The organism is Nostoc sp. ChiSLP03a, assembly GCF_034531215.2.
Classification (GTDB): Bacteria; Cyanobacteriota; Cyanobacteriia; order Cyanobacteriales; family Nostocaceae; genus Nostoc.
In genome coordinates this window covers 28,422-48,592 of sequence record NZ_JAVRBQ020000077.1, presented here as the reverse complement: position 1 = coordinate 48,592, position 20,171 = coordinate 28,422, and the positions used below count along the sequence as shown (strand labels likewise).

The window sequence follows — 20,171 nt, the reverse complement described above, 5'->3', positions numbered from 1 at the left end:
TTTGGGGAAAAGTATTGGCAGTGTACCAAGCGGAATCTGCTATCAGCTTAAAAATATTTCAACTGGATGTGGATATTAGTATCTGGCCCTGCCACTAAAAATGCTGCTTCGCTAAATTTAGGCGCTCTTGTGCGAATTTCTGGATTGCTGGAAAATCCAAAACCTTCCCTTGGTATACCAAAAAGATTGGTATTGAGAGTGCGGTCATTATTTTGATCGTGGAAAACAGCAACAGCGTAACTACCTGCTTTCAAGTTATTAAAGGTAAGTGGTAAGGGATTTTCAGTAATCTTGGTACACTGCTTTTGTAAGACGCGATCGCCATCGCTAGGAAATCCTTCACTGCTAGCAAATATACTGGCACAAACTTGTCCTTTTTTATTCTTCAAACCATCAATTTCCACGGTGAGTTTGCCGTTAAAATTTGCTTTGGCATTAAATGACCATGCTAAATTTCCCATAACTGCCAATAGCAGCATACTAACTCTTAAGCCTTTAAGCATAAAATTTTCACAAGGTAAAATGCGATCGCTAAATTATTGAAGGAGGCAGGGGGCAGGAGATTTTATACCCCCTACTTTTCACCGCTTGGGTAGAGAAGCAAAATCAGTTCAATCAACTAATGGTGTATTGGTCGCTCAAATTACAGCTATTTTCAGATAAATAGACCACGCGGTAGGAGCGCAAGGCCTTACGCCCCTACGAGAGGTGTGGTTCAAATACATGATTTCTGCTGTCAGAATATGCCAGAGGGTGAGCTAAAGAAATATTTTACTTAATATCTCCCAATTGAGCTTTGTTCATCAGAAAATGCCATTGCATCACCTTCTTTAAGAAATCCACTGTAGGCTTCCATACCGTGTTCGCCGATATCCAAACCTTCTAATTCCTCTTCTTTAGATACTCTAATACCTAAAGTAGCTTTTAGTGCCAACCAAAAAATACTACTGAGTAAAACAGTGAAGCCACCTACTGAGAGAACGCCCAGCAACTGAACACCAAACTGTCCAAAGCCACCACCGGAAAATAAACCTTTTTCTGGGCCAAGTGTATACCAAGTAAAAACACCAGGGCCAACAGACCATAGACCAACTGCTAGGGTTCCCCAAATACCACAAACTAAGTGAACTGAAGTAGCTCCCACTGGGTCATCAATGCCAAGTTTGTCAAAGAATGTTACAGAGAAAACTACCAGTACCCCAGCAATGAAGCCAATTACTAAAGAACTAGCGACACCTACGTAAGCACAAGATGCTGTAATTCCAACCAAACCAGCCAAAATACCATTGATAATCATTGATAGGTCTGGTTTACCTAAGTACAACCAAGCTGTGATAGTGGCAGCAATTCCACCGCCAGCAGCAGCCATGTTAGTAGTTAGAGCAATATGAGCGATCGCACCAGGATCGGCAGCCATGACAGAACCGGGGTTGAAACCAAACCAGCCCAACCACAAAATCAAACAGCCCAAAGTAGCAATACTCATGTTGTGGCCGGGCATTGCTACAGTTTGCTTGTCTTGATATTTACCAAGACGGGGCCCAAGAAATGCTGCCCCCATCAAAGCTGCCCAGCCACCTACAGAGTGAACCACTGTACAACCGGCAAAATCCCAAAAGCCTCTGTCTGCTAGCCAACCACCACCCCAAATCCAATGTCCGGTAATGGGATAGGCAATGCCTACAAGTAAGAGGCTGAAAATTAGGAAGTCAACAAACTTAATTCGTTCGGCTACTGCACCAGAAACGATTGTTGCTGCTGTTCCAGCAAACACTAGCTGGAATAAAAACTTGGCTGCTAAAGGTACACCAGCCCAATTAAGAGCGCTGAAGATACCTTTATAAGCGTCTGCTGTCGCGGGACTGTTATCTACTCCTTTTAAGAAAAACCCATTCAATCCAATGAAGTCATTGCCATCACCGAACATGAAGGCAAAACCAATTGACCAAAAGGCAACGGTAGACAGAGCAAATACAATCAAGTTTTTGGAAAGAACATTGACAGCATTTTTCTGGCGACAGAAGCCAGTTTCTAACATACAAAAACCAGCGTTCATGAAGAACACTAAAAAAGCAGCGATCGCTACCCACAGGGTGTCAATAGCAATTTTGAGTTCTGCTGTCGTTGGCGCTGCGGCTGGAGTTTGGGCAACTGCGGCATAACCCCAACCCAACACAATCAGACAAGCGATAGGTAAACAAGCTTGCCAACTGGGAGAAAGTCGCTTAATCAAATTAAATAGCTTGACTTTAGAGTTGGATTGTGAATTGATAACGTAATTTCTTGCAGACGAATGCCTCTTTTTTGTTTTCGATTTTTGTTTGTACATGAATTTGAACATCATCCTCCAAATCATCCTTAAAAAAGGGAAAAAGCAGGTTAAGCAGAAAAAAATACTGTCCGAAATTAGATTCAGTGGGTTTTGATATTTTTCCTTTAGACAACTTGTTGAAAAACCAGAAACTCAAATAATCTTAGTAGGAGTTTAAGAAATTATTGGCACATCTGTAAATATTTTTGATAGTTCTTCGTCAAAAATTTATGATGTACTTTCTGAAAGAGTCAAGTCTTCTTAACTTAATCTTTAAATGTTTTAAAAAAATTAGCTGAAAAAGCGCCCAAAATTGTCTTGAATAATGCCAATAAAAAATCAGGTAGAAAGAACTATCCTAAAATAGCTCTTTTAAGCTAACAATGTGATTTTTAGCTCTATTCACTATCAAAACTAAAAAACTGTATTTTATGATACAGTTTTTTAGTTTTTGTGATGAAATATAATTTATGATGCAACAAAAAAGTAACTATATTCTTTCTAGCTACCTATTTTCCAAAATCATAAATTGGAGAATTCAGGATGTTGTTAACTTTTGATACAAAGAGTCAATTCTTTGTGACTTTCAACCTAGATCGATTCATCACTGCACTCAAAACTTGGTATTAAAAGCAACGTAAATTTAACGTATTTATGCTGAAATAGCAGCTTTACCGAGCTATTTCTCCAAGATACAGGGTTTTGCAACTACACAACTCACATAGAATTGTTACAACAAGACTAACAAACCTAATTTCCTTAAAGAAACCGAGTTTAGAGTACCTGTAATATGGGAGACTTGGCAATATTCCCTATCAATCAGATTTCAGATGAATAAGACAATTTCGGATATTGCAGTCAAGACCATCAACGGTGAAGATAAGCAATTAAACGACTACACCGATAAGGTACTCTTAATTGTAAATGTGGCTTCCTTCTGCGGTTATACTTCTCAATACGAGGGGTTAGAAAAGTTGAACCAAAAGTATGGAGAAGCAGGTTTACGTATTTTAGGGTTTCCTTGTAACGATTTTGGTGGGCAAGAACCAGGAAGCAATGAAGAAATTGTGCAATTCTGCACGAGTAAATATGGTGTTACCTTTGAACTATTTGATAAAGTTCATGCCAAAGGTTCACAGCAGCATCCACTTTATGAGCGACTTACTAAAGCTGTTGAGCCAACGGGAGCTGTTGCTTGGAACTTTGAAAAATTTTTAGTTAATAAGCAAGGTGAAGTGGTAGCTCGATTTAATAGTAGTGTCCAGCCAAATTCACCAGAAATAATTGCCATAATTGAGAAAGAATTAGCGAAATAGTCATTAGGTAAAAATTTCTGTCCTGTTAATTATTGACTATTAGCTCTGGACTGTTAAAATTATTTACTTCCAGACAGTTAACTCAGAAAATCGTCTCAATGAGTAGTTTAATTTATTTGTGTCTAATTTGTCATGAATGTTGCAATCATTGGTTGTGGTTATGTTGGTTATAAAGTTGCTCAATATTGGCAACAAGATATGAATTTTGTTGTTAGTGTAACCACAACTTCTCCTGAGCGTGTCCCCGCCCTACAATCAGTATCTCAAAGAGTTGTAGTTACCAGTGGTAATGACATAGATGGTCTAAAATCAGTTTTGCACAATCAAGAAGTTGTACTTTTGAGTGTTGGGGCAAAAAATGGAGAAGTTTATGAAAAAACTTATCTACAAACTGCCCAAACTTTAGTTTCGTGCTTACAGCAGATTAAAAGTGTAAAACAATTAATCTACACAGGTAGTTATGCCGTATATGGTGACAGGAATGGTGTATGGGTAGATGAAGAAACACCGCTTGCACCTGCTAATTTAAATGCCCAAATTCTCTGCAAAACAGAAGAGGTGTTGCTATCGGCATCTAGCGAAAATCTCCGTGTTTGTATATTCCGCTTAGGAGGGATTTATGGAACTGGTAGAGAACTGTTGAAAATATTTGGTAGATATTCTGGTACAACCCGTCCGGGCAATGGTGAGGACACCACAAATTGGATTCATCTAGATGATATTGTTGGTGCGATAGAATTTGCCCGTCACCGTCGTTTGCAAGGAATTTACAATCTGGTAGATGATGCACATCTCACCAGCCGAGACTTGCTAGATAGCTTATTTGAAAAACATAATTTACCCAAAGTAGAATGGGATACATCTATCAAGAGTACTCGCCCATATAATGCTTGGGTATCGAATGAAAAACTCAAAGAAGCTGGATATAAATTGATTCATCCACAGATGATTTTTTAGTACGTATTAAAAACTAGGAATTATGCAACCATCTGCTGTAGCTAACACAACTAATTTGACAGCATCTCCTAGCCAGTTTTACAGTTGGCAGAATTATCGTTGTGCCTACGAAGTACATCAACCAATTAATACAACATCTGAGGGCATTCCTTTACTATTAATTCATCCGATTGGCGTGGGATTGTCGCGGCGATTTTGGCAACGATTTTGTCGCGAATGGTATAGTACAGGTCAGCGTAATTCAATTTATAACCCTGATTTACTAGGATGTGGTGAAAGTGATATGCCCCGTATAGCTTACACTCCTAGTGATTGGGCAGAACAGTTGCAGTTTTTTTTACAAACAGTAGTCCAAAAACCTGTTATTGTTGTAGTGCAAGGCGCTTTATTGCCAGTTGCTATTCAATTAGTCCAAAAGGAATCAAATCTAATTGCCGGACTGGTACTTTCTGGGCCGCCAACGTGGGCTTTGATGACAAATAAACCACCAAAATGGCAGGAAAAATTCCTTTGGAATGTATTAGATTCGCCTTTTGGCAGTGCTTTTTATCGCTATGCACGCACTCCAAAATTTTTACGTTCTTTCTCGATTCGCCAACTTTTTGCTTCTGAAAATGCGGTGGATGCAGAGTGGTTAAATACATTGCTTGCAGGTGCAGAAAATTCTGCAAGCCGCCATGCAGTGTTTTCTTTTTTAGCAGGGTTTTGGCGTGATGATTATACTAGTTTTATGGCCTCTATTCATCAACCAACATTAATAGTTATGGGCGAAACTGCATCGAGTATTAGCCAAGACAATAAAAAAGAAACGCCAGATGAACGCTTGGCTCATTATCTTGCTTGTTTCCCTAAAAATAGAGGTATAAAAATAAACGGACGTAATGTTTTACCCTATGAATCAACCACTGAATTTGTAGCAGCGATCGCGACCTTCATTAATGAAGTTTCTTAGACGATTGATAGTTACATTGTACCAGTTCTCCCATGATAGGTTATGACTGGAATTGATTACTGAAGGCAAGCAAAATTATGTTACCCAATCATCGAGGACAAAGAGTACCCAATGTCACTTTTCATACTCGCAAGGACGACCAGTGGGTGGATGTGACAACCGATCAACTATTTGCTAATAAGACAGTAGTTGTCTTCTCTTTACCAGGTGCTTATACTCCGACTTGTTCATCTACTCATCTCCCTGGCTACAACGAATTAGCTCCAATTTTCAAACAGAATGGTGTCGATGACATTATCTGTATTTCTGTTAATGATGCCTTTGTGATGAACGAATGGGCAAAGGATCAAGAAGTAGAAAATATCACACTAATTCCTGATGGGAATGGGGAATTTACTGAAGGCATGGGTTTATTAGTAGATAAATCAGACCTGGGGTTTGGGAAGCGATCGTGGCGTTATTCTATGCTGGTGAGAGATGGTGTAATTAACCAGATGTTTATTGAACCAGAGGAGCCAGGAGATCCCTTTAAGGTGTCCGATGCTGAGACAATGCTCAGATACATCAATCCCCAAGCAGTTAAGCCCGAAGTAGTTTCCCTGTTTGCGAAAGTGGGTTGTCCTTACTGTGCCCGTGCTAAGGCAATGCTCAAGGAACATGGCATCAATTACGAAGAAATTATCTTGGGCAAGGATATCACCACGCGATCGCTAAAAGCAGTTGCGGGTGCGACAACAGTTCCCCAAGTATTTATCGATGGTAAATTAATTGGTGGTTCTGAGGCATTAGAAGCCTACTTCGCTGCAAAATAGGGTTGAGTGGGGTTGCAATACTGCATAGGTTTTGCCTCAAAAATAGAAATGTGTAGTGGCGTGGCAAGCAAAAAAATAGTGCATTAGACGTAGGTTGGGTGGAGCAAAGCGCAACCCAACATATATCAGAATGTTGGCTTTGGCAAAGCCTCCACCCAATCTACAATTTTTTTGCAACTCCCTCTAAACCCTTGTCTTCCTTAACTGAACCATATTGCTATATAAGCAACAGATACCTCGAAGTCGTTTTGAGGTACTCCAAAGTCGTTTCGAGGTACTTCAAAGTCGTTTTGAGGTACTTCAAAGTCGTTTCGAGGTACTTCAAAGTCGTTTTGAGGTACTCCGAAGTCGTGTTGAGGTACTTCAAAGTCGTGTTGAGGTACTTTAAACTTTGTCGCATTGCGATTGAGTACACAGATGCGGGCTACGCCTACGCTTGACTTTTAAAACAACGCGAGTTCGACAAGCCCTTTTTTGACCTCTCCCCCAACCCCTCTCCGACACGGAGAGGGGAGCCAAAACTCTAATTTTTCGTTGCTCCTCCCTTTCCCTGTGGGAGAGGGAGGTTGGGAGGGAGAGGTTCATCGAACTCACGTTAAAACAGTCGCGACGAATATTTTTAACCGAACGGTATTGAGTTGGGGTACACAGTCATCAATTGTGTAAACTTCAGTCAAAGTTATGATATTTTTGACCGCAGCCTGATTTGTGAGAATTGAAAAACACCGATTCCCGACTTCCTAAAAGTTGTCGGGGATTTTGTTTTTCTCCAGCAGTTAACAAATCTTCAGATATGTAGATGTATTTTTGTCTAGCTATTCACTAACGATCGCATAAAATTGATTCGGATTAAATTTATATTTCTTTAAAAGACAATATGTTTGCCAGAATTCGCCGAATTTTGAGTCAATTTTTTAGTAATTCCAGAACAATCAACAACGAACCACTGAATAAAGTCAGTTTGATTGTGATTATTATAGTTGATATTTTTATCTTAATTAATGTTTTTACCGGACTCGATGATATTAGCAGATGGCATATCAGTCCAACCGAGGCTTATCCATGTTATTCAGAGTGGCAAAATTACCGAGCAAAAACTACTAAAGATAAAGACTATGAAATTGTTAGACTTTCATTGCCATCTTACACGAACAATCAATTTAGTTTTCGGGGAAACTATCAACAAGCCGAAGCAGGACATCTAGGTAAGGTTTCTCAAACGTGTTTGCAATATGCCGATTACAAAGATAAGATTAAGAATTCTGAAAAGCAGCAAATTATCAAAACTATCGATCAAAAACAAGCAAAAATTAGTAGACTCGAACAAGCAAATAGCACGATTAAATCTCAGTATGACTCAACGCTCTTAGAAAAAATTGCCGGACAGAATCGCGAACAATCAATTAATCAAGTCAGTGCTGAAAAAGCTAAACAGACGTTAGAAGAAAATAATCGCCAAATTTCTACTCTTCAACAAGAAACTTCTACTCTTAAAAATGAACTACTTGCTCAACCAGAAAGCATTAGTTTTATAGCCTTTCTTAAAAATGACAATCTATTTCAAGAAGTCGATAAAGGCTATCATCAGGCATCATTTTGGTATCCAAGTATTCAACTTGGTTTTCAGTCCCTCTTTCTTTTACCACTGATTCTCATTGCCTTATCAGTTCATAAATTTGCCCAAAGAAGAGGATATGGACTCGTCTCGCTAATTAGCTGGCATTTGCTAGTTATCTTTTTTATCCCATTAATCGTTAAAATATTTGAATTTCTCCAAATAGGTGCAATATTCAAATTTTTATTTGATATAATCAGTGCCATTTTTGGCGGGTTACTTTTCCTGATAAATTATGTTTATATCTTGCTAATTCCAGTTATTGGTTTTGGAATCATCCAATTTTTTCAAAAATTTGTCTTTAACGCTAAAGTCCAAGCAGCTAGCAGAGTTCAAAAATCACGATGTGTCAATTGTGCCAAGAAAATTCGACATCTTGATACTTACTGTCCACACTGCGGTTATTATCAGTACATTGAATGCCATAACTGCCATAATCTTACTTATAAGCATTTGTCGTACTGTAAACATTGTGGAACTTCTCAAGTTTCCAGTAATTTGTAATCAATGAAGTCGTCGATCGACCCTTTTAACTTAGATATGGAAAAAAAGAAACAAATCAATAAAGAGAGTAAATCGCCACTTGATTTTCTCAAAAACCTGTTGATTGCTCGTTGGCGATCGCTCTTACTCCTTTTGATCGGAGTCTATTTACCTTTGCAGATTTTTGAAATCCTGACAGTGAAGATATGGGAGAATCAAGCGGGCTTTCCGTGGGATGTGCCGATTCTGTTAGCAGTTCATTCTACAGAAAACCCACAGTTAGATGTTTTAGCTGTCACCCTAGCGACAATTGGGTTGCCTTGGACGGCGATGGTGATTTTGGGGGCGATCGCACTGATGTTACTACTTCAAAAACGCTGGCGATCGCTAGCTTATTTACTCACCGCCTCAGCAGGAAGCACTATCATCAACCGCACAGCAAAACAATTAATGCATCGAGTGCGTCCACAATTGTGGCAGTCTATTGCACCTGAGTCTACTTTTGCATTTCCCAGCGCTCATGCGATGACGAGTGTAACACTGGTAGCAATTTTGTTATTCTTAACTTGGACTACCTCTTGGCGCTGGTTAGTTCTCATATTCGGCAGCTTATACATCATCGCGATTGCGTGGTGTCGTCTCTATTTAGGGGTTCATTTTCCTAGTGACATTCTCGCAGGTTGGATGGTTGCATTAGGTTGGACGATTGGTGTCAGTCTAATTATCAAACCCTATAGAACTATAGCCAAATCCGTAGATAGCGAACGTCCTAAAGATGAAACTACTTTACTACCAGAAGAAGTAAAGTCGATAAATAAGGAGTAATATTAGCCCTCACCCTAAATCCCTCTCCCAAGCTTGGGAGAGGAACTTTGCTTATTTGAAATTTAAAAATTGGATCTCAAAATAAAATATGGTCTTTTATATAGCAATCTGATTTGATTTCTGAATTAATCGTAGGGACTAGGGACTGGGGATGGTGGGGCCCCCTCTGGGGATAAGGGGTAATGGGGACTGGGGACTGGGAAGAAGGAATAATGCTGTACTGAGTTTTTTTCAAAAATCAAATATGAGTCCTATAGCAATAGCCAAAAAGGTTAGGACATTAACAGATGATAAAATTTAGACACAAAAAGGCTTTTCACCCAGTCCCCAGTCCCTAGTCCCCAGTCCCTTGCTATATTTTTTTATCAAGAACTCGTTTTGTAAGTAAAGCTAATAACTTAATTATACAAAAACGGTATTATAGGCTATTCTTTTTGGCTTGGCAAAACTTTTAGGTTTGCTGACTTTACCATTCAACCTCTTGGTGATAGAGTGATCCCATTAATTCATATCTATTCAAAACAACAATCAATATAACAATGAAAACATTGCGGGCTTTAACGCCGATCGCGCTGGGTTTACTTACGCTTACGGTCGCAAGTTCTGTGAATGCTCAAGCGATAATCGATACTGTAGACAACGGTAATTTAAGTGTGACGGGGATGACACGAGGAAGCGGTTGCACTGTCCTTTTTAGTCCTCAAGGGGAGCTAGTTCAAAACGGTCGTTCCTGTAGTTCAAGAGAAATTGGTAAAGCTCAAACTGCGATCGATACCTATCTCCGGGAGCAAGGCGCACCTGAGCGCAACAGTGACAACTCAATGCGGCAAAAACTGACCTTAATCTGCTACGGTGAAGGTCGCAAACCAAGTCTTGAAAACCGCAACAGCTATGAATGGAACTCACGCCGTCATCGCTATGAACTGCAAAATCGTGTAGAGTCTTCGACAGACGAGTTCGATTCCGAGGTTCAAGTCGAGATTCGTAATATGCAGGGAAAAATTCATCTGGGCGGAAGGCTCATCCCGCCAATTAATTCCGGCGGTACTAATGGATGGTGGAACCTTAAGGATCTCCGTGTCACACCTGAGCAAATCACGGGAAAATACCAAGTAAATGGGCTAAATCATCCGCGTGTTGAGATCGATCGACGCAGTGGACGGATTGCCATTAATGGGATTGAGCATTTCCGTGGTAATTGCGATTCCGGCGACTGGAGCAATAGCAGAACTCGTTTTTAGTCTGTTGTATTGTTGGGTTTTATAAAGACAAAGACGAAACCCATGTCTTTGCAGTTTTTATCTCACATTCGCCACCTTCAACTGTTATAGCAACAGCCAACGTGGTTAGGACATTAACAGATGATAAAACTTAGACACAACAAGACTTTTCACCCAATCCCCAGTCACCAGTCCCCAGTCCCTTGCTATATATAGGAATCATATTTGATTTTTGAACAAAATTAGGTATTGTAGGGTGTGTTAGAACGCAGTTAGTAACGCACCAAACCCTTGATGATAGTGCCGTACTCTCGCAGCTACACACCCTACGTATCTTTTCAAAAATCAAATACTAGTCCTATATAAAAATACACTTCTAAATTGGATTATTTGTCCAGATAGCAACTAATTCTTACAATCCTCTGAATTCCCCGTGTAAACGATCGATTGATAGCGTCCTTGGTCTGTTTGAATTGTTACACAGTAGTTGGTTTTGCCTTCTAGCCAGTAGCCATAGCCCGAATCATCACTCTTGACCCATCGATAGCCCCGTTTTTTCACTGTGTTTTCTGCCTGTCCTGCCCTTGCTCCCACTAAATCGCTCAACCGAGAGACGGTAGTACCCGCTTCCGGCTGACGCCTAGCAGCAGCCGTCCGATTTCTGTTACCTGAGTTTTGTCGATTGGCAGATGTATCCCAATAGACAAAAATCGACTCATTGGCGAGACGATAAATCTGTCCTCGATCGCCAAGTCCAGATTGTCGATAGGCAGCATCACCATTTTGATCGCGATAATTGCCAGGTCGATTACCCGAAGGGAGCAGGTCATAGCTATTACCATTTTCTAGTTGAATGCTAACCGCACCCTGACGTTGGGAAAAGGTACAAGGGCCAGAGGATGTGGCGCGGTCTTCTCCTTTTGGGAATACATCGCAACGGGCATTCACGGTATCGGCTTTGACGGATACGGGAAAACTTACTGAAGCGATCGCCAGTGCTACCGCTAAAAACGAATTTGAAGATTTGATCGCCATAAAACTCCTCAGTTATGACAACGAAGATCGCATTTTATATCATCTCTTAAATGTGCGTTTTCTAATTGACACTTGCAAACTTTCTTAAACTATCTTTGTTGTGTCACTTTCCAAAAACTTTTGCAATTTCTGAATTCTAGAGCTTTTTTATAGGAACCGAGCGCCAAATTTTTTCTAATAGCCCGAAAATCTTTAAAATTAATTGATGATAGAAAATTAAAGTAGGATGATGACTAACACTAAATATTATTAGTTATTCAATCACTTGACCATAGATTATGTTGTTTAATCGCTACCTCCATTCAATAATTCGGTTTGTGCTAGTCAGTGTGATGACGATCGCAATAGTACTTGGTTGGAGTGCGATCGCTCACAGTCAACTGCCTTCGTTACCTACCGCAGCTTCCAACGATCCGCGCCAGCCACCTAAAGGTGTTACCCGCCTCGGGATGTATGAAATTGCCTCTGTGTATTCACCCTTAGACAGAGACTCCTTGTTTGAGATTGTCTCTCCCACTGTTTTTAATCGTAGCCAACCGCCAGATGGATCTCTTCCAGTAGAGGTACGTGCCGAAGAAATTACACAACGGCTGATGCGAGCGCTCGAACGAACTAATAAAGCTAAACAAACTCCTTTGGTTTCTATTGCCATTCTGAATCAGGATTCAATCCTCCAACTCAGTGACGATCGAACGACCCGTCCTTTAAGGCTGGTGACAGTAACAGAGCCAGATGCTGACTACCACGGGAAAACTCTGGAAGAATTGGCGCAGGAGTGGCAAAAAATATTACAAGCAGAAGTGGAACGCATTAATAAACTCTTCTCGCATGAGATATTGTGGCAACGAATTGGGCAGGCACTACAAATCAGCGTCGGCTTAGTGTTAGGGAGTGTTGTGTTGTGGTTACTGCGCCGAACTCTAATTCGCAAACAGACGGCATTGGAAGTTCGCCATCAAGAGCAGATAGCTGCGGTAAAAGAGCATGTGGTCAAGCAATCTGAGGCAGAAACATCCACAACTATTCACACAATAGAAACCAGCGACAGTCAAACAAAGACAGACACCATCGCTGATGGGCGATCGCACTTTCTAGAAATGATCCAGCGACAGTTTAGCCTCAAGCGCCAACTGGGGATCTATTCTCTGCTCACATTGCTACTGTTTTGGGCATTTATTCTGATGTGGTACATCGGGATTGTGGTCATCATGTATAGCGTCCCCTACCTCATGAGATGGTCGAAGGACGCTTTAGCCAGGCCCCTGGCGCTACTGATTATTTGGTTTTTCATCAGTCTTGTTATTCGGATCGGCAAAACCTTAATTGACCGCCTCACTGATGTCTGGACAACCCATTCCTCTCTCCCTTTGAGTGAAACTCAACGGATTGCGCTACGAGCTGCAACAGTTTCCGGGGCACTCAAAGGATTAATCACCTTTATTTTCATTACCTTGGGTATCTTGCATTCTCTAAACGCATTTAATATGCCCACCAGTTCAATTTTGGCAGGGGGCGCTGTCATCGGTATCGCCATTTCTCTTGGTTCCCAAAGTCTGATTAAAGATTTGGTCAATGGCTGCTTGATTTTGATGGAGGATCAATTTGCTGTGGGAGATGTAATTGAAATTGGGGATAAAAGCGGACTGGTGGAAAATCTCAACCTGCGGGTGACTCAACTACGTAATAACGAAGGTAAACTAATTACCATTCCCAATAGCAATATCATGAATGTCAGCAATCTAACCCGTCTCTGGTCGCGGGTAGACTTTTCTATTGTAGTGGCGTATGAAAACGACCCCAAGCAGGTTTTAGAGATTCTCAAGCAAGTATCCAAAGAATTGTATAGCGAAGTAGAATGGCGCGATCGCCTGCTAGAATCGCCCCAAGTGTTGGGGATTGATGACCTATCTCATACAGGTATGTTAGTGCGCGTCTGGATTAAAACCGCACCTATGGAACAATGGAACGTTGGGCGAGAGTTCCGTCTACGGGTGCGGCAAGCCTTTGAAGCAAACAATATTCAGATTGATGCCAATTGAGGATAGTTAAATTTTTGACAATTTTAACCCTTTAATAGACTACAAAACTTTTTTGCAAGATGATTAAATCAAGAGCAGCCCTCAACATATTCGACTTCTGGCAATTTCCCCGCTCTGAACTCAGTCACAAGTTTACCATCAGTCTCGAAGACTAGGCGATAGTTGCGATCGCTAGGGTCTTTCGGGACAAAAGTTAGGTAATGTCCGTTTTGGACGTATTTATGAGGTGTGACTTGAATTTGTCCTGGGTAAAGAGACTTGATTTGCGCCTCGGTGTCGCCAATTTTTGCACCTTTGAAGGTAGTAATCTGATTATTTTGCCTGACATCTACTCTCGAAATTCGACCTTTTGTCACCATGAACGAAAGATTTTTGGGTTCATTTTCTGGCTTAACATAATAGCAATTATTATTTGGCGCATCGCCCACTAGCTTAGTACCAGCAGCCTTTGCCGCTTGAGGGACAGTCATGCCGACTTTTACTGTGCCAATACCGTTAATAAACAGTTTTGACTGATTCGTTAGTTTCGCCTTGGCGACAACTGTGCTAATAGTCAAAGAAGAAACTGTTAGCATTACGGTGACAAAAGTCAAGAATTTAGTTTTGTTATTCATAATTAGATATTTTCCTCAGTTAAGTCGATAATTTCATCGAAGCAGAAGTTGCGGACTAAATTTGCCAATTTTTCTGCCAAAGCAGAATGAGTTTGGGGAATTTGCTCAATGAGTTGCAAAATCCTTTCAGCATCGACCTCAACGGCTGCCTGATTCAGTTCTGTTAGCCATTGGGTAGGCATAATGGTAATTGCAGAGCGAAGATCCAAGATAGTAGATTGAGTATTTTCTAAATTGTTGCCTATTGCATCTTCATTGCTTTCTTCTGCACAGATATAACGCACCTGCAAATATTCAGCGATCTTTTCAAAAATCACTTGCTCTCGGAATGGCTTACGAACCAAATCGTCACAACCTGCGGCTAAGATACTTGCCTGTTGTTCTTCAAAAGCACTGGCAGTTAAGGCAATAATTACAGTGCGGAAATTTCTAGTTGTATTTTTTTCCTTGGCTCTAATCTCTTTAGTGGCATCGTAGCCGTTGATTACAGGCATCCGCATATCCATCCAAATTAGGTGAGGTTGCCAGGTTTGCCAAATAGCGATCGCTTCTTGTCCATTAGTCGCAGCCTGAATTTCAAAACCAATGCTACCAAGAAGTTGCACAATCAAATCGCGGTTTTCTTTACGGTCATCTACTACGAGAATACGGTAAGATGGTTGGCCTTCTGCTAGCTTCAGTACGCGTCCCTTATTCAATTTTGGTGCAGCTTTCAAAGCTGCGGCTAAATTCACTTGAATATCAAAGCTAAAAATAGACCCTTGTCCAACGCTACTCGTTAAGTAAATATCGCCTCCCAGCAACCGCACAAATTGACGGCTGATAGTCAGTCCAAGTCCAGTTCCCTCCTTAGTTTGAATACCGCTTGTTGTCTGGACAAAAGGCTGAAACAGGTTATTCATTTCTGCTGCCGCTATTCCCCGTCCAGTGTCTTCGACTTCAAAGTGTAGGGATTGGGGATTGGGGATTGGGGATTGGGGATTGGGGATTGGGGATTGGGCAGGGCTTAATAGTTCTTCCTCCCCTGCCCCCCCTGCTTCCCCTCCTCTACTCTCACTTCCTAATCTGACTCGTAAAGTAATTCCCCCAGTTTGAGTAAATTTGACGGCGTTACCCAAAAGATTAATTAGCACTTGGCGGAGTTTACCTTCATCTGTTTGGATGTAACGCGGGAGATTGGGAGCCATTTCAAATTTGAGAAACAATTGCTTTGCCTGTGTCCGCACTTGGAACATCTCTTGTAGTGTTTGCAACAGCAGATATAGGTCGAAGTCTTCGGGGTTGAAAATGATTTGTCCAGCTTCAATTTTGGACATTTCCAAGACATCGTTAATCAGGTTAAGCAAGTGTTCTCCACTGCGATTAATGGTAGCTAATGATTCGCGCTGGTTTGAGTTGAGGCTAATGTCTCGCTCCATTAATTGGGAAAAACCCAAAATTGCATTTAGAGGGGTGCGGAGTTCGTGACTCATGTTAGCGAGGAAAGCACTTTTGGCTCGGTTGGCAGTTTCGGCGGCTTCTTTGGCAATTCTCAGCGCTTCTTCTGCCTGGTGTCTAGCTCGACCGATCGCAATTATTTCACCTACCAGTTTCAATAGATTAATATCTTCTTGGTTCCAGGTTTTTGAGTAGTGAATCATCGCTGCACCAACAAACCCAACGACTTTGCCAGCATGAACCATTGGCACAGCTAGTATAGATTGAAACGACATACTTTCAAAAAGTTGTCGCTCGGGTAGATGCAGGGGTAAATTTTCCACGCAAGAGATTTGTCGATGCCTACCACGGAGAATTGGCTCGTAGAAATAGGGGAAAACTTCCACAGGCGAACCTTTGGCAATATCAATTAATGGTGCAACATCTTCACCACACCATTCATGAATCAGGTTGAATTCACGTTTATCCTGGGAGCATTCAAAGATGCAACTGTGTTCAGCATTAATAAATTCAGCGATCGCTCGCAGTGTAAAATTAATTGCTGTTGCTAAATCTTGGTCAATAAATTGCCGAGAAACGCTGCTGATTAAACTTTCGGCTTGAGTTCGACGTTGCAATGCTGCTTCTGCTTGTTTGCGATCGCTAATATCACGTGCTACGCCGACAATCTGAAAATTACCTTGGGCATCTTGTGTGCGGACTGCATTACTAGTTAGCCAAACCCAGCCCCCATTCCGATGTTTAGCGCGGTACTCAGTCCCCGAAATTCCCTCACCTGTTGCCAGGATAGTTTGGGCAACTTCCAGCCATTTTGGCAGATCGTTGGGATGAGTAAAGGATGCCAAGGAATTACCCTCTATTTCGCTGGGGGCAAATCCGGTAGTCTTCAAGATATTTGGAGAAATATAGTTGAAAACCCCATCAGCATCAAGAACAAACAGCACATCGTTAACTTTTTCAACGATAGTGCGAAACTTTAACTCGCTTTCCTGTAGGGCTGCTTCTGCTTGTTTGCGTTCCAATTCGGCACCGGCACGGGCAGCAAATATTTTCACAATCAGTTCCCGTCCCGGATCGGGTTTCATGGGTTTGACATCGATCACTGCTAGATGTCCGATGATTTCGCCAGATGAACTGGTGAGAGGAACGCCAAAAAAACTCTCGGCATTCATCTTCACTAAATCGGCATCTTCTGGGAAAGTAGTTTGTACTGCTTGCGGGTAGTGACACATATTGCCTCGCAAGGTGTGTTCGCAAGGAGTACCCTGTAAATCATATTCCAAGTTATCGTTAATAGCCCCATTACACCAAAATGCCAAAGTGCGGACTCTCGTTTTTGGCTCGTCATCAAACTCAGTCACTAAGGCGTATTGAACCTGCAAGACTTCGGCAAGGTAACGAACGCAAGAATTGAAAAATTCATTGCCTGTTTTCGCTGCTGTACCCTCAACAATTAAGCGTAAAGCTTGTTCTTGCTGTTTGCGTTGGCTAATATCTGTAAAAACAGAATCCAAACAGGATTCTTCGGCGTTGAAACGAAGTGATAACAGTACCCAAACAACAGATCCATCCAAGCGTCGCAGTGCTACTTCAAAATTGCGAACTTCACCGGACTGTTCTAACTCTGCTAACATTTGCACGCGTTCTTCTGGATTGACATATAAATCAGTCGTGAAATACTTGCCAATTAAGCCAGCAGCAGAGGTAAAACCTAATATCTCGGCACCACGTTGATTAGCATCGATAATCAATCCATCTTTTTGGCAGGTGCGAAAAATCCCCACTTGGGAATTTTCAAAGATGTTGCGGTATTTCATTTCACTACGACGCAAGGCTTCTTCTGCTTGCTTGCGTTCTGTGATATCGCGTCCCACGCCGGCGATCGCAATTTCACCGCTAGGAGTGTTAATTGTAGAAGTGTTAAAGTTGAACCATCGCCAGCTACCATCTTTGTGTCGCAATCGCACTTCAATATCAGTCAGCTTTTCACCAGTTATCGCCCTTTGTAAAGCACTGGCACTAGTTGCTGAGTCTTCCGGTTTGGTAAACTCCACTACAGAATGACCTTCAATTTCTTCTAGGCTGTAGCCCATCAGTGCAGTCACATTCGGCGAGTGATAAGTAAAAATTCCCTCTGGCGAAAGCACAAATATCAGATCGTTGGCATTTTCAACAATGCTACGGAATTTTAACTCGCTTTCTTGGAGGGCTGCTTCGGCGCGTTTGCGTTCTGTGGCATCTGTACCGACTGAAAGAATTTCGATTAAGTTTCCTTGGGCATCTAAAATGGGTTTATTCGCCCAGACAATCCAGACGCGATCGCCATTTTTGCATAAGTTCTCGTTTTCATTAAATAGATAATTTTCTGGGTGCTGACAAATATCAACCATTAATGTCTGCAAATCGCGCCCAGAAGTTTCGGTTTCTGGAACGATTGTACCGATAACATTGCTTCCTGTAATTTCATCTGAATCGAAACCAAAAAGCTTTTGACCGTAGTCATTTAAAAATATAATGTCACCATTGCCATCCCAACGCAGAATGATACAGTTGGCTGTTTGCACCAAATCGCGGTACTGAGCTTCGCTTTGACGTAAGGCTTCTTCGGTGCGTTTGCGAGCCGTAATATCCCGGACTATTGCTAAAATATGTTGCTTGCCATTGTAGATACAGGTTGTTCCTTTGACTTCCACATTTATTAAACTGCCATCTTTGCAGATATCAACAGCTTGTCCATAAAATTGCTCGCCATATCGGGTTTTCTCGACAAACTCTAGAAAAACAGAATGCGAGCTTGGGTGAATATAACTAGATGGATGTAAAGTGAGAAATTCCTCATAAGAGTAACCGTGCATCTGACAAGCCGCCGGATTAACTTCGGCGACTTTTTCAGTCTCTATTTCAGTAATAAATAGTCCATCATTAATTGCTTCAAAAATACTGCGGTATTGTAATTCACTTTGTCGCAGTGCTGCTTCAGCCCTTTGGCGCTGGGTGATGTCGCGGAAACTCCACACTCTACCAATAATCTGTTCGCCGATGCGCTGAGGACAAGAGTAGCGCTCAAATACTCTGCCATCTTCTAGTTCTAACCAGTCGTAACTAACTAATTCCGGCTGTGAATATAATTCTCGGACTCGTTGCAAAAATTCATCAGGGTCTTTTAATTGGTTTGCCAGATACGCTAGTCGCTGAGGATGCTCTGGTTCCGTCAAAAGTTCTGGTGGAATTGACCACATTTCTAAGAACTTTTGGTTATAACTAGCGATCTTACTTGAGCTATCGACTACTAATATACCATCTTGAATCGATTCAAAGATAGCGCTTAATAAAGATAGAGAGTTTTCTAAAGCTACTTGGGTTTGTTTGCGTTCGCTCAAATCCCGTCCTAAAACCACCAAGGCTTTGCGTCTACCATCTTGGTGAAATAGGGGAGCTTTAATCATATCTAAACTGCTCACTGTCCCATCAGGGCGAGGAACAGCTTCTTCTATCCGATGCACACATCCCAATTGCCAAGCTCGTTCATCTGTTTTATTGCAGTTGAGCAAAGCATCATGATAAAAATTGCTAAATTCTGCCAGTTCTGAGTCTGTTTTGTCTTGATAATCAACGCCTTGTAGCTCTAAAAATTCTAGGTTAGCCTGGTTTGACAGCAACCATTTTCCCTCGCCGTCTTTTAAACAGATAATATCGGGTGTAGCGTTAATTAATGTCTGCAATCGCTCCTCAATCTCTTGTAAAGATTCTTGAGTTCGTTGCGTCAATGTGATATCCCGAATCACTAGTATTGCACAGCGATCGCTAGTCATTCCGGTAGAGCTACCAGAAATTTGTAATGTTATTTGCTGATCTTGCTGCAACTGATAATTTGCTGTTTCATACTCTTCATTGAGTATTTGCACATCAGGATAGCAGGATAAAGCAACTGGTTGTCCTAATTGTGTCAGGGGTAGCAAGTCAGTTAACTTTGCACCGCAGACAGTAGCGTGAGGTTGGTCTACTAGAGACTCAAAGCGAGAATTGCACCATTGAATCAGTCGGTCTTCTCCTACCCAAACTACAGCATCAGCGATCGCACCCAGCGTTACTTCCATTTTTTTCACAGTGGCTTGCAATTGCTTTACCTGCTCTAGCTGTTGTGTACTCATCAAGACTCCTGTTAAATAATTCGTAATTCGTAATTTTTATTAATTAAGTACTGTACAAATTAATAATCATGTGCTAAAGATGATACTAATAAATCTGTATAGTGATTGTATCGTTAGTCTCTGACTGAAATATTAGACTACAGCAAAACTACATATTCTCTTCATTTTACAAAAATGCGATCGCCAAATCAGCAATTGCGATCGCCAAATCAGCAATTGCGAACACCAAATCAGCAAATGTATAGGCATCTCAAAATATAGCGGTTTTTTCCTCGTTTCCTCGTTCCCAGTCTCAGACCATTGGTGACAACTTAAGAAAAAGGTAAGCTTGTCAACAGGTCGATAAAAGGAAAAAATGATGGGAACGAGATACCCCCTGCTCCCTGCCCCCTGCCCCCTGCCCC

The 20,171-nt window shown here is 41.4% G+C and carries 13 protein-coding genes; 8 read left to right on the top strand and 5 right to left on the bottom strand.

Annotation, left to right across the window (positions count from 1 at the left end):
* Positions 1-47: 47 nt before the first annotated feature.
* Both RMY32_RS13180 and RMY32_RS13175 read right to left on the bottom strand, forming a co-directional pair.
* Positions 48-503, bottom strand: a complete 456-nt coding sequence (locus RMY32_RS13180) for a DUF2141 domain-containing protein (protein ID WP_322714448.1) — start codon at positions 501-503, stop codon at positions 48-50.
* A gap of 272 nt (positions 504-775) precedes the next feature.
* On the bottom strand, positions 776-2,329 hold the full coding sequence (locus RMY32_RS13175) for an ammonium transporter (RefSeq protein ID WP_322714447.1): 1,554 nt from the start codon (positions 2,327-2,329) through the stop codon (positions 776-778).
* A gap of 812 nt (positions 2,330-3,141) precedes the next feature.
* Here RMY32_RS13175 and RMY32_RS13170 point away from each other — a divergent pair.
* From RMY32_RS13170 to RMY32_RS13140, 7 genes are all read left to right on the top strand, one after another.
* Positions 3,142-3,627, top strand: a complete 486-nt coding sequence (locus RMY32_RS13170) for a glutathione peroxidase (protein WP_322714446.1) — start codon at positions 3,142-3,144, stop codon at positions 3,625-3,627.
* 132 nt (positions 3,628-3,759) lie between these two features.
* Positions 3,760-4,584, top strand: a complete 825-nt coding sequence (locus RMY32_RS13165; protein WP_322714445.1) for an SDR family oxidoreductase — start codon at positions 3,760-3,762, stop codon at positions 4,582-4,584.
* 22 nt (positions 4,585-4,606) lie between these two features.
* The gene (locus tag RMY32_RS13160; RefSeq protein WP_322714444.1) at positions 4,607-5,536 is read left to right on the top strand and encodes an alpha/beta hydrolase; all 930 of its coding nucleotides are present in this window, start codon (positions 4,607-4,609) and stop codon (positions 5,534-5,536) included.
* Positions 5,537-5,613: 77 nt separating this feature from the next.
* Positions 5,614-6,348, top strand: a complete 735-nt coding sequence (locus RMY32_RS13155) for a glutathione peroxidase (RefSeq protein WP_322714443.1) — start codon at positions 5,614-5,616, stop codon at positions 6,346-6,348.
* An 877-nt stretch (positions 6,349-7,225) separates the two neighbouring features.
* Entirely contained in the window at positions 7,226-8,467 is a 1,242-nt protein-coding gene (locus tag RMY32_RS13150) for a hypothetical protein (protein ID WP_322714442.1), read from the top strand.
* Between the two features lie 36 nt (positions 8,468-8,503).
* Positions 8,504-9,271 carry a phosphatase PAP2 family protein gene (locus tag RMY32_RS13145; RefSeq protein ID WP_322714479.1) on the top strand — a complete coding sequence of 256 codons (768 nt, stop codon included), beginning with the start codon at positions 8,504-8,506 and terminating at the stop codon, positions 9,269-9,271.
* Positions 9,272-9,810: 539 nt separating this feature from the next.
* Positions 9,811-10,512, top strand: a complete 702-nt coding sequence (locus RMY32_RS13140; RefSeq protein WP_322714441.1) for a hypothetical protein — start codon at positions 9,811-9,813, stop codon at positions 10,510-10,512.
* Positions 10,513-10,896: 384 nt separating this feature from the next.
* Here the strand turns inward: RMY32_RS13140 and RMY32_RS13135 are convergent, their stop codons facing one another.
* The gene (locus RMY32_RS13135) at positions 10,897-11,526 is read right to left on the bottom strand and encodes a hypothetical protein (protein ID WP_322714440.1); all 630 of its coding nucleotides are present in this window, start codon (positions 11,524-11,526) and stop codon (positions 10,897-10,899) included.
* 278 nt (positions 11,527-11,804) lie between these two features.
* On the opposite strand from RMY32_RS13135, the gene RMY32_RS13130 reads away from it, so the two are divergent.
* The gene (locus tag RMY32_RS13130) at positions 11,805-13,565 is read left to right on the top strand and encodes a mechanosensitive ion channel family protein (protein ID WP_322714439.1); all 1,761 of its coding nucleotides are present in this window, start codon (positions 11,805-11,807) and stop codon (positions 13,563-13,565) included.
* 68 nt (positions 13,566-13,633) lie between these two features.
* Here the strand turns inward: RMY32_RS13130 and RMY32_RS13125 are convergent, their stop codons facing one another.
* Complete coding sequence (locus tag RMY32_RS13125; protein WP_322714438.1) at positions 13,634-14,179, bottom strand: hypothetical protein; 546 nt, start codon at positions 14,177-14,179, stop codon at positions 13,634-13,636.
* A gap of 2 nt (positions 14,180-14,181) precedes the next feature.
* Positions 14,182-19,767: a PAS domain S-box protein gene (locus RMY32_RS13120; RefSeq protein ID WP_322714437.1), complete on the bottom strand. Its 5,586-nt coding sequence runs from the start codon at positions 19,765-19,767 to the stop codon at positions 14,182-14,184.
* Between the last annotated feature and the right edge of the window lie 404 nt (positions 19,768-20,171).

Excerpts from the sequence above, each read along its gene's own strand:
- RMY32_RS13125 (WP_322714438.1), bottom strand. The coding sequence starts at position 14,179 with ATGAATAACAAAACTAAATTCTTGACTTTTGTCACCGTAATGCTAACA.
- RMY32_RS13135 (WP_322714440.1), bottom strand. The coding sequence starts at position 11,526 with ATGGCGATCAAATCTTCAAATTCGTTTTTAGCGGTAGCACTGGCGATC.
- RMY32_RS13145 (WP_322714479.1), top strand. The coding sequence starts at position 8,504 with ATGGAAAAAAAGAAACAAATCAATAAAGAGAGTAAATCGCCACTTGAT.
- RMY32_RS13160 (WP_322714444.1), top strand. The coding sequence starts at position 4,607 with ATGCAACCATCTGCTGTAGCTAACACAACTAATTTGACAGCATCTCCT.
- RMY32_RS13180 (WP_322714448.1), bottom strand. The coding sequence starts at position 503 with ATGCTTAAAGGCTTAAGAGTTAGTATGCTGCTATTGGCAGTTATGGGA.
- RMY32_RS13140 (WP_322714441.1), top strand. The coding sequence starts at position 9,811 with ATGAAAACATTGCGGGCTTTAACGCCGATCGCGCTGGGTTTACTTACG.
- RMY32_RS13120 (WP_322714437.1), bottom strand. The coding sequence starts at position 19,767 with ATGAGTACACAACAGCTAGAGCAGGTAAAGCAATTGCAAGCCACTGTG.
- RMY32_RS13165 (WP_322714445.1), top strand. The coding sequence starts at position 3,760 with ATGAATGTTGCAATCATTGGTTGTGGTTATGTTGGTTATAAAGTTGCT.
- RMY32_RS13130 (WP_322714439.1), top strand. The coding sequence starts at position 11,805 with ATGTTGTTTAATCGCTACCTCCATTCAATAATTCGGTTTGTGCTAGTC.
- RMY32_RS13150 (WP_322714442.1), top strand. The coding sequence starts at position 7,226 with ATGTTTGCCAGAATTCGCCGAATTTTGAGTCAATTTTTTAGTAATTCC.
- RMY32_RS13175 (WP_322714447.1), bottom strand. The coding sequence starts at position 2,329 with ATGTACAAACAAAAATCGAAAACAAAAAAGAGGCATTCGTCTGCAAGA.
- RMY32_RS13170 (WP_322714446.1), top strand. The coding sequence starts at position 3,142 with ATGAATAAGACAATTTCGGATATTGCAGTCAAGACCATCAACGGTGAA.
- RMY32_RS13155 (WP_322714443.1), top strand. The coding sequence starts at position 5,614 with ATGTTACCCAATCATCGAGGACAAAGAGTACCCAATGTCACTTTTCAT.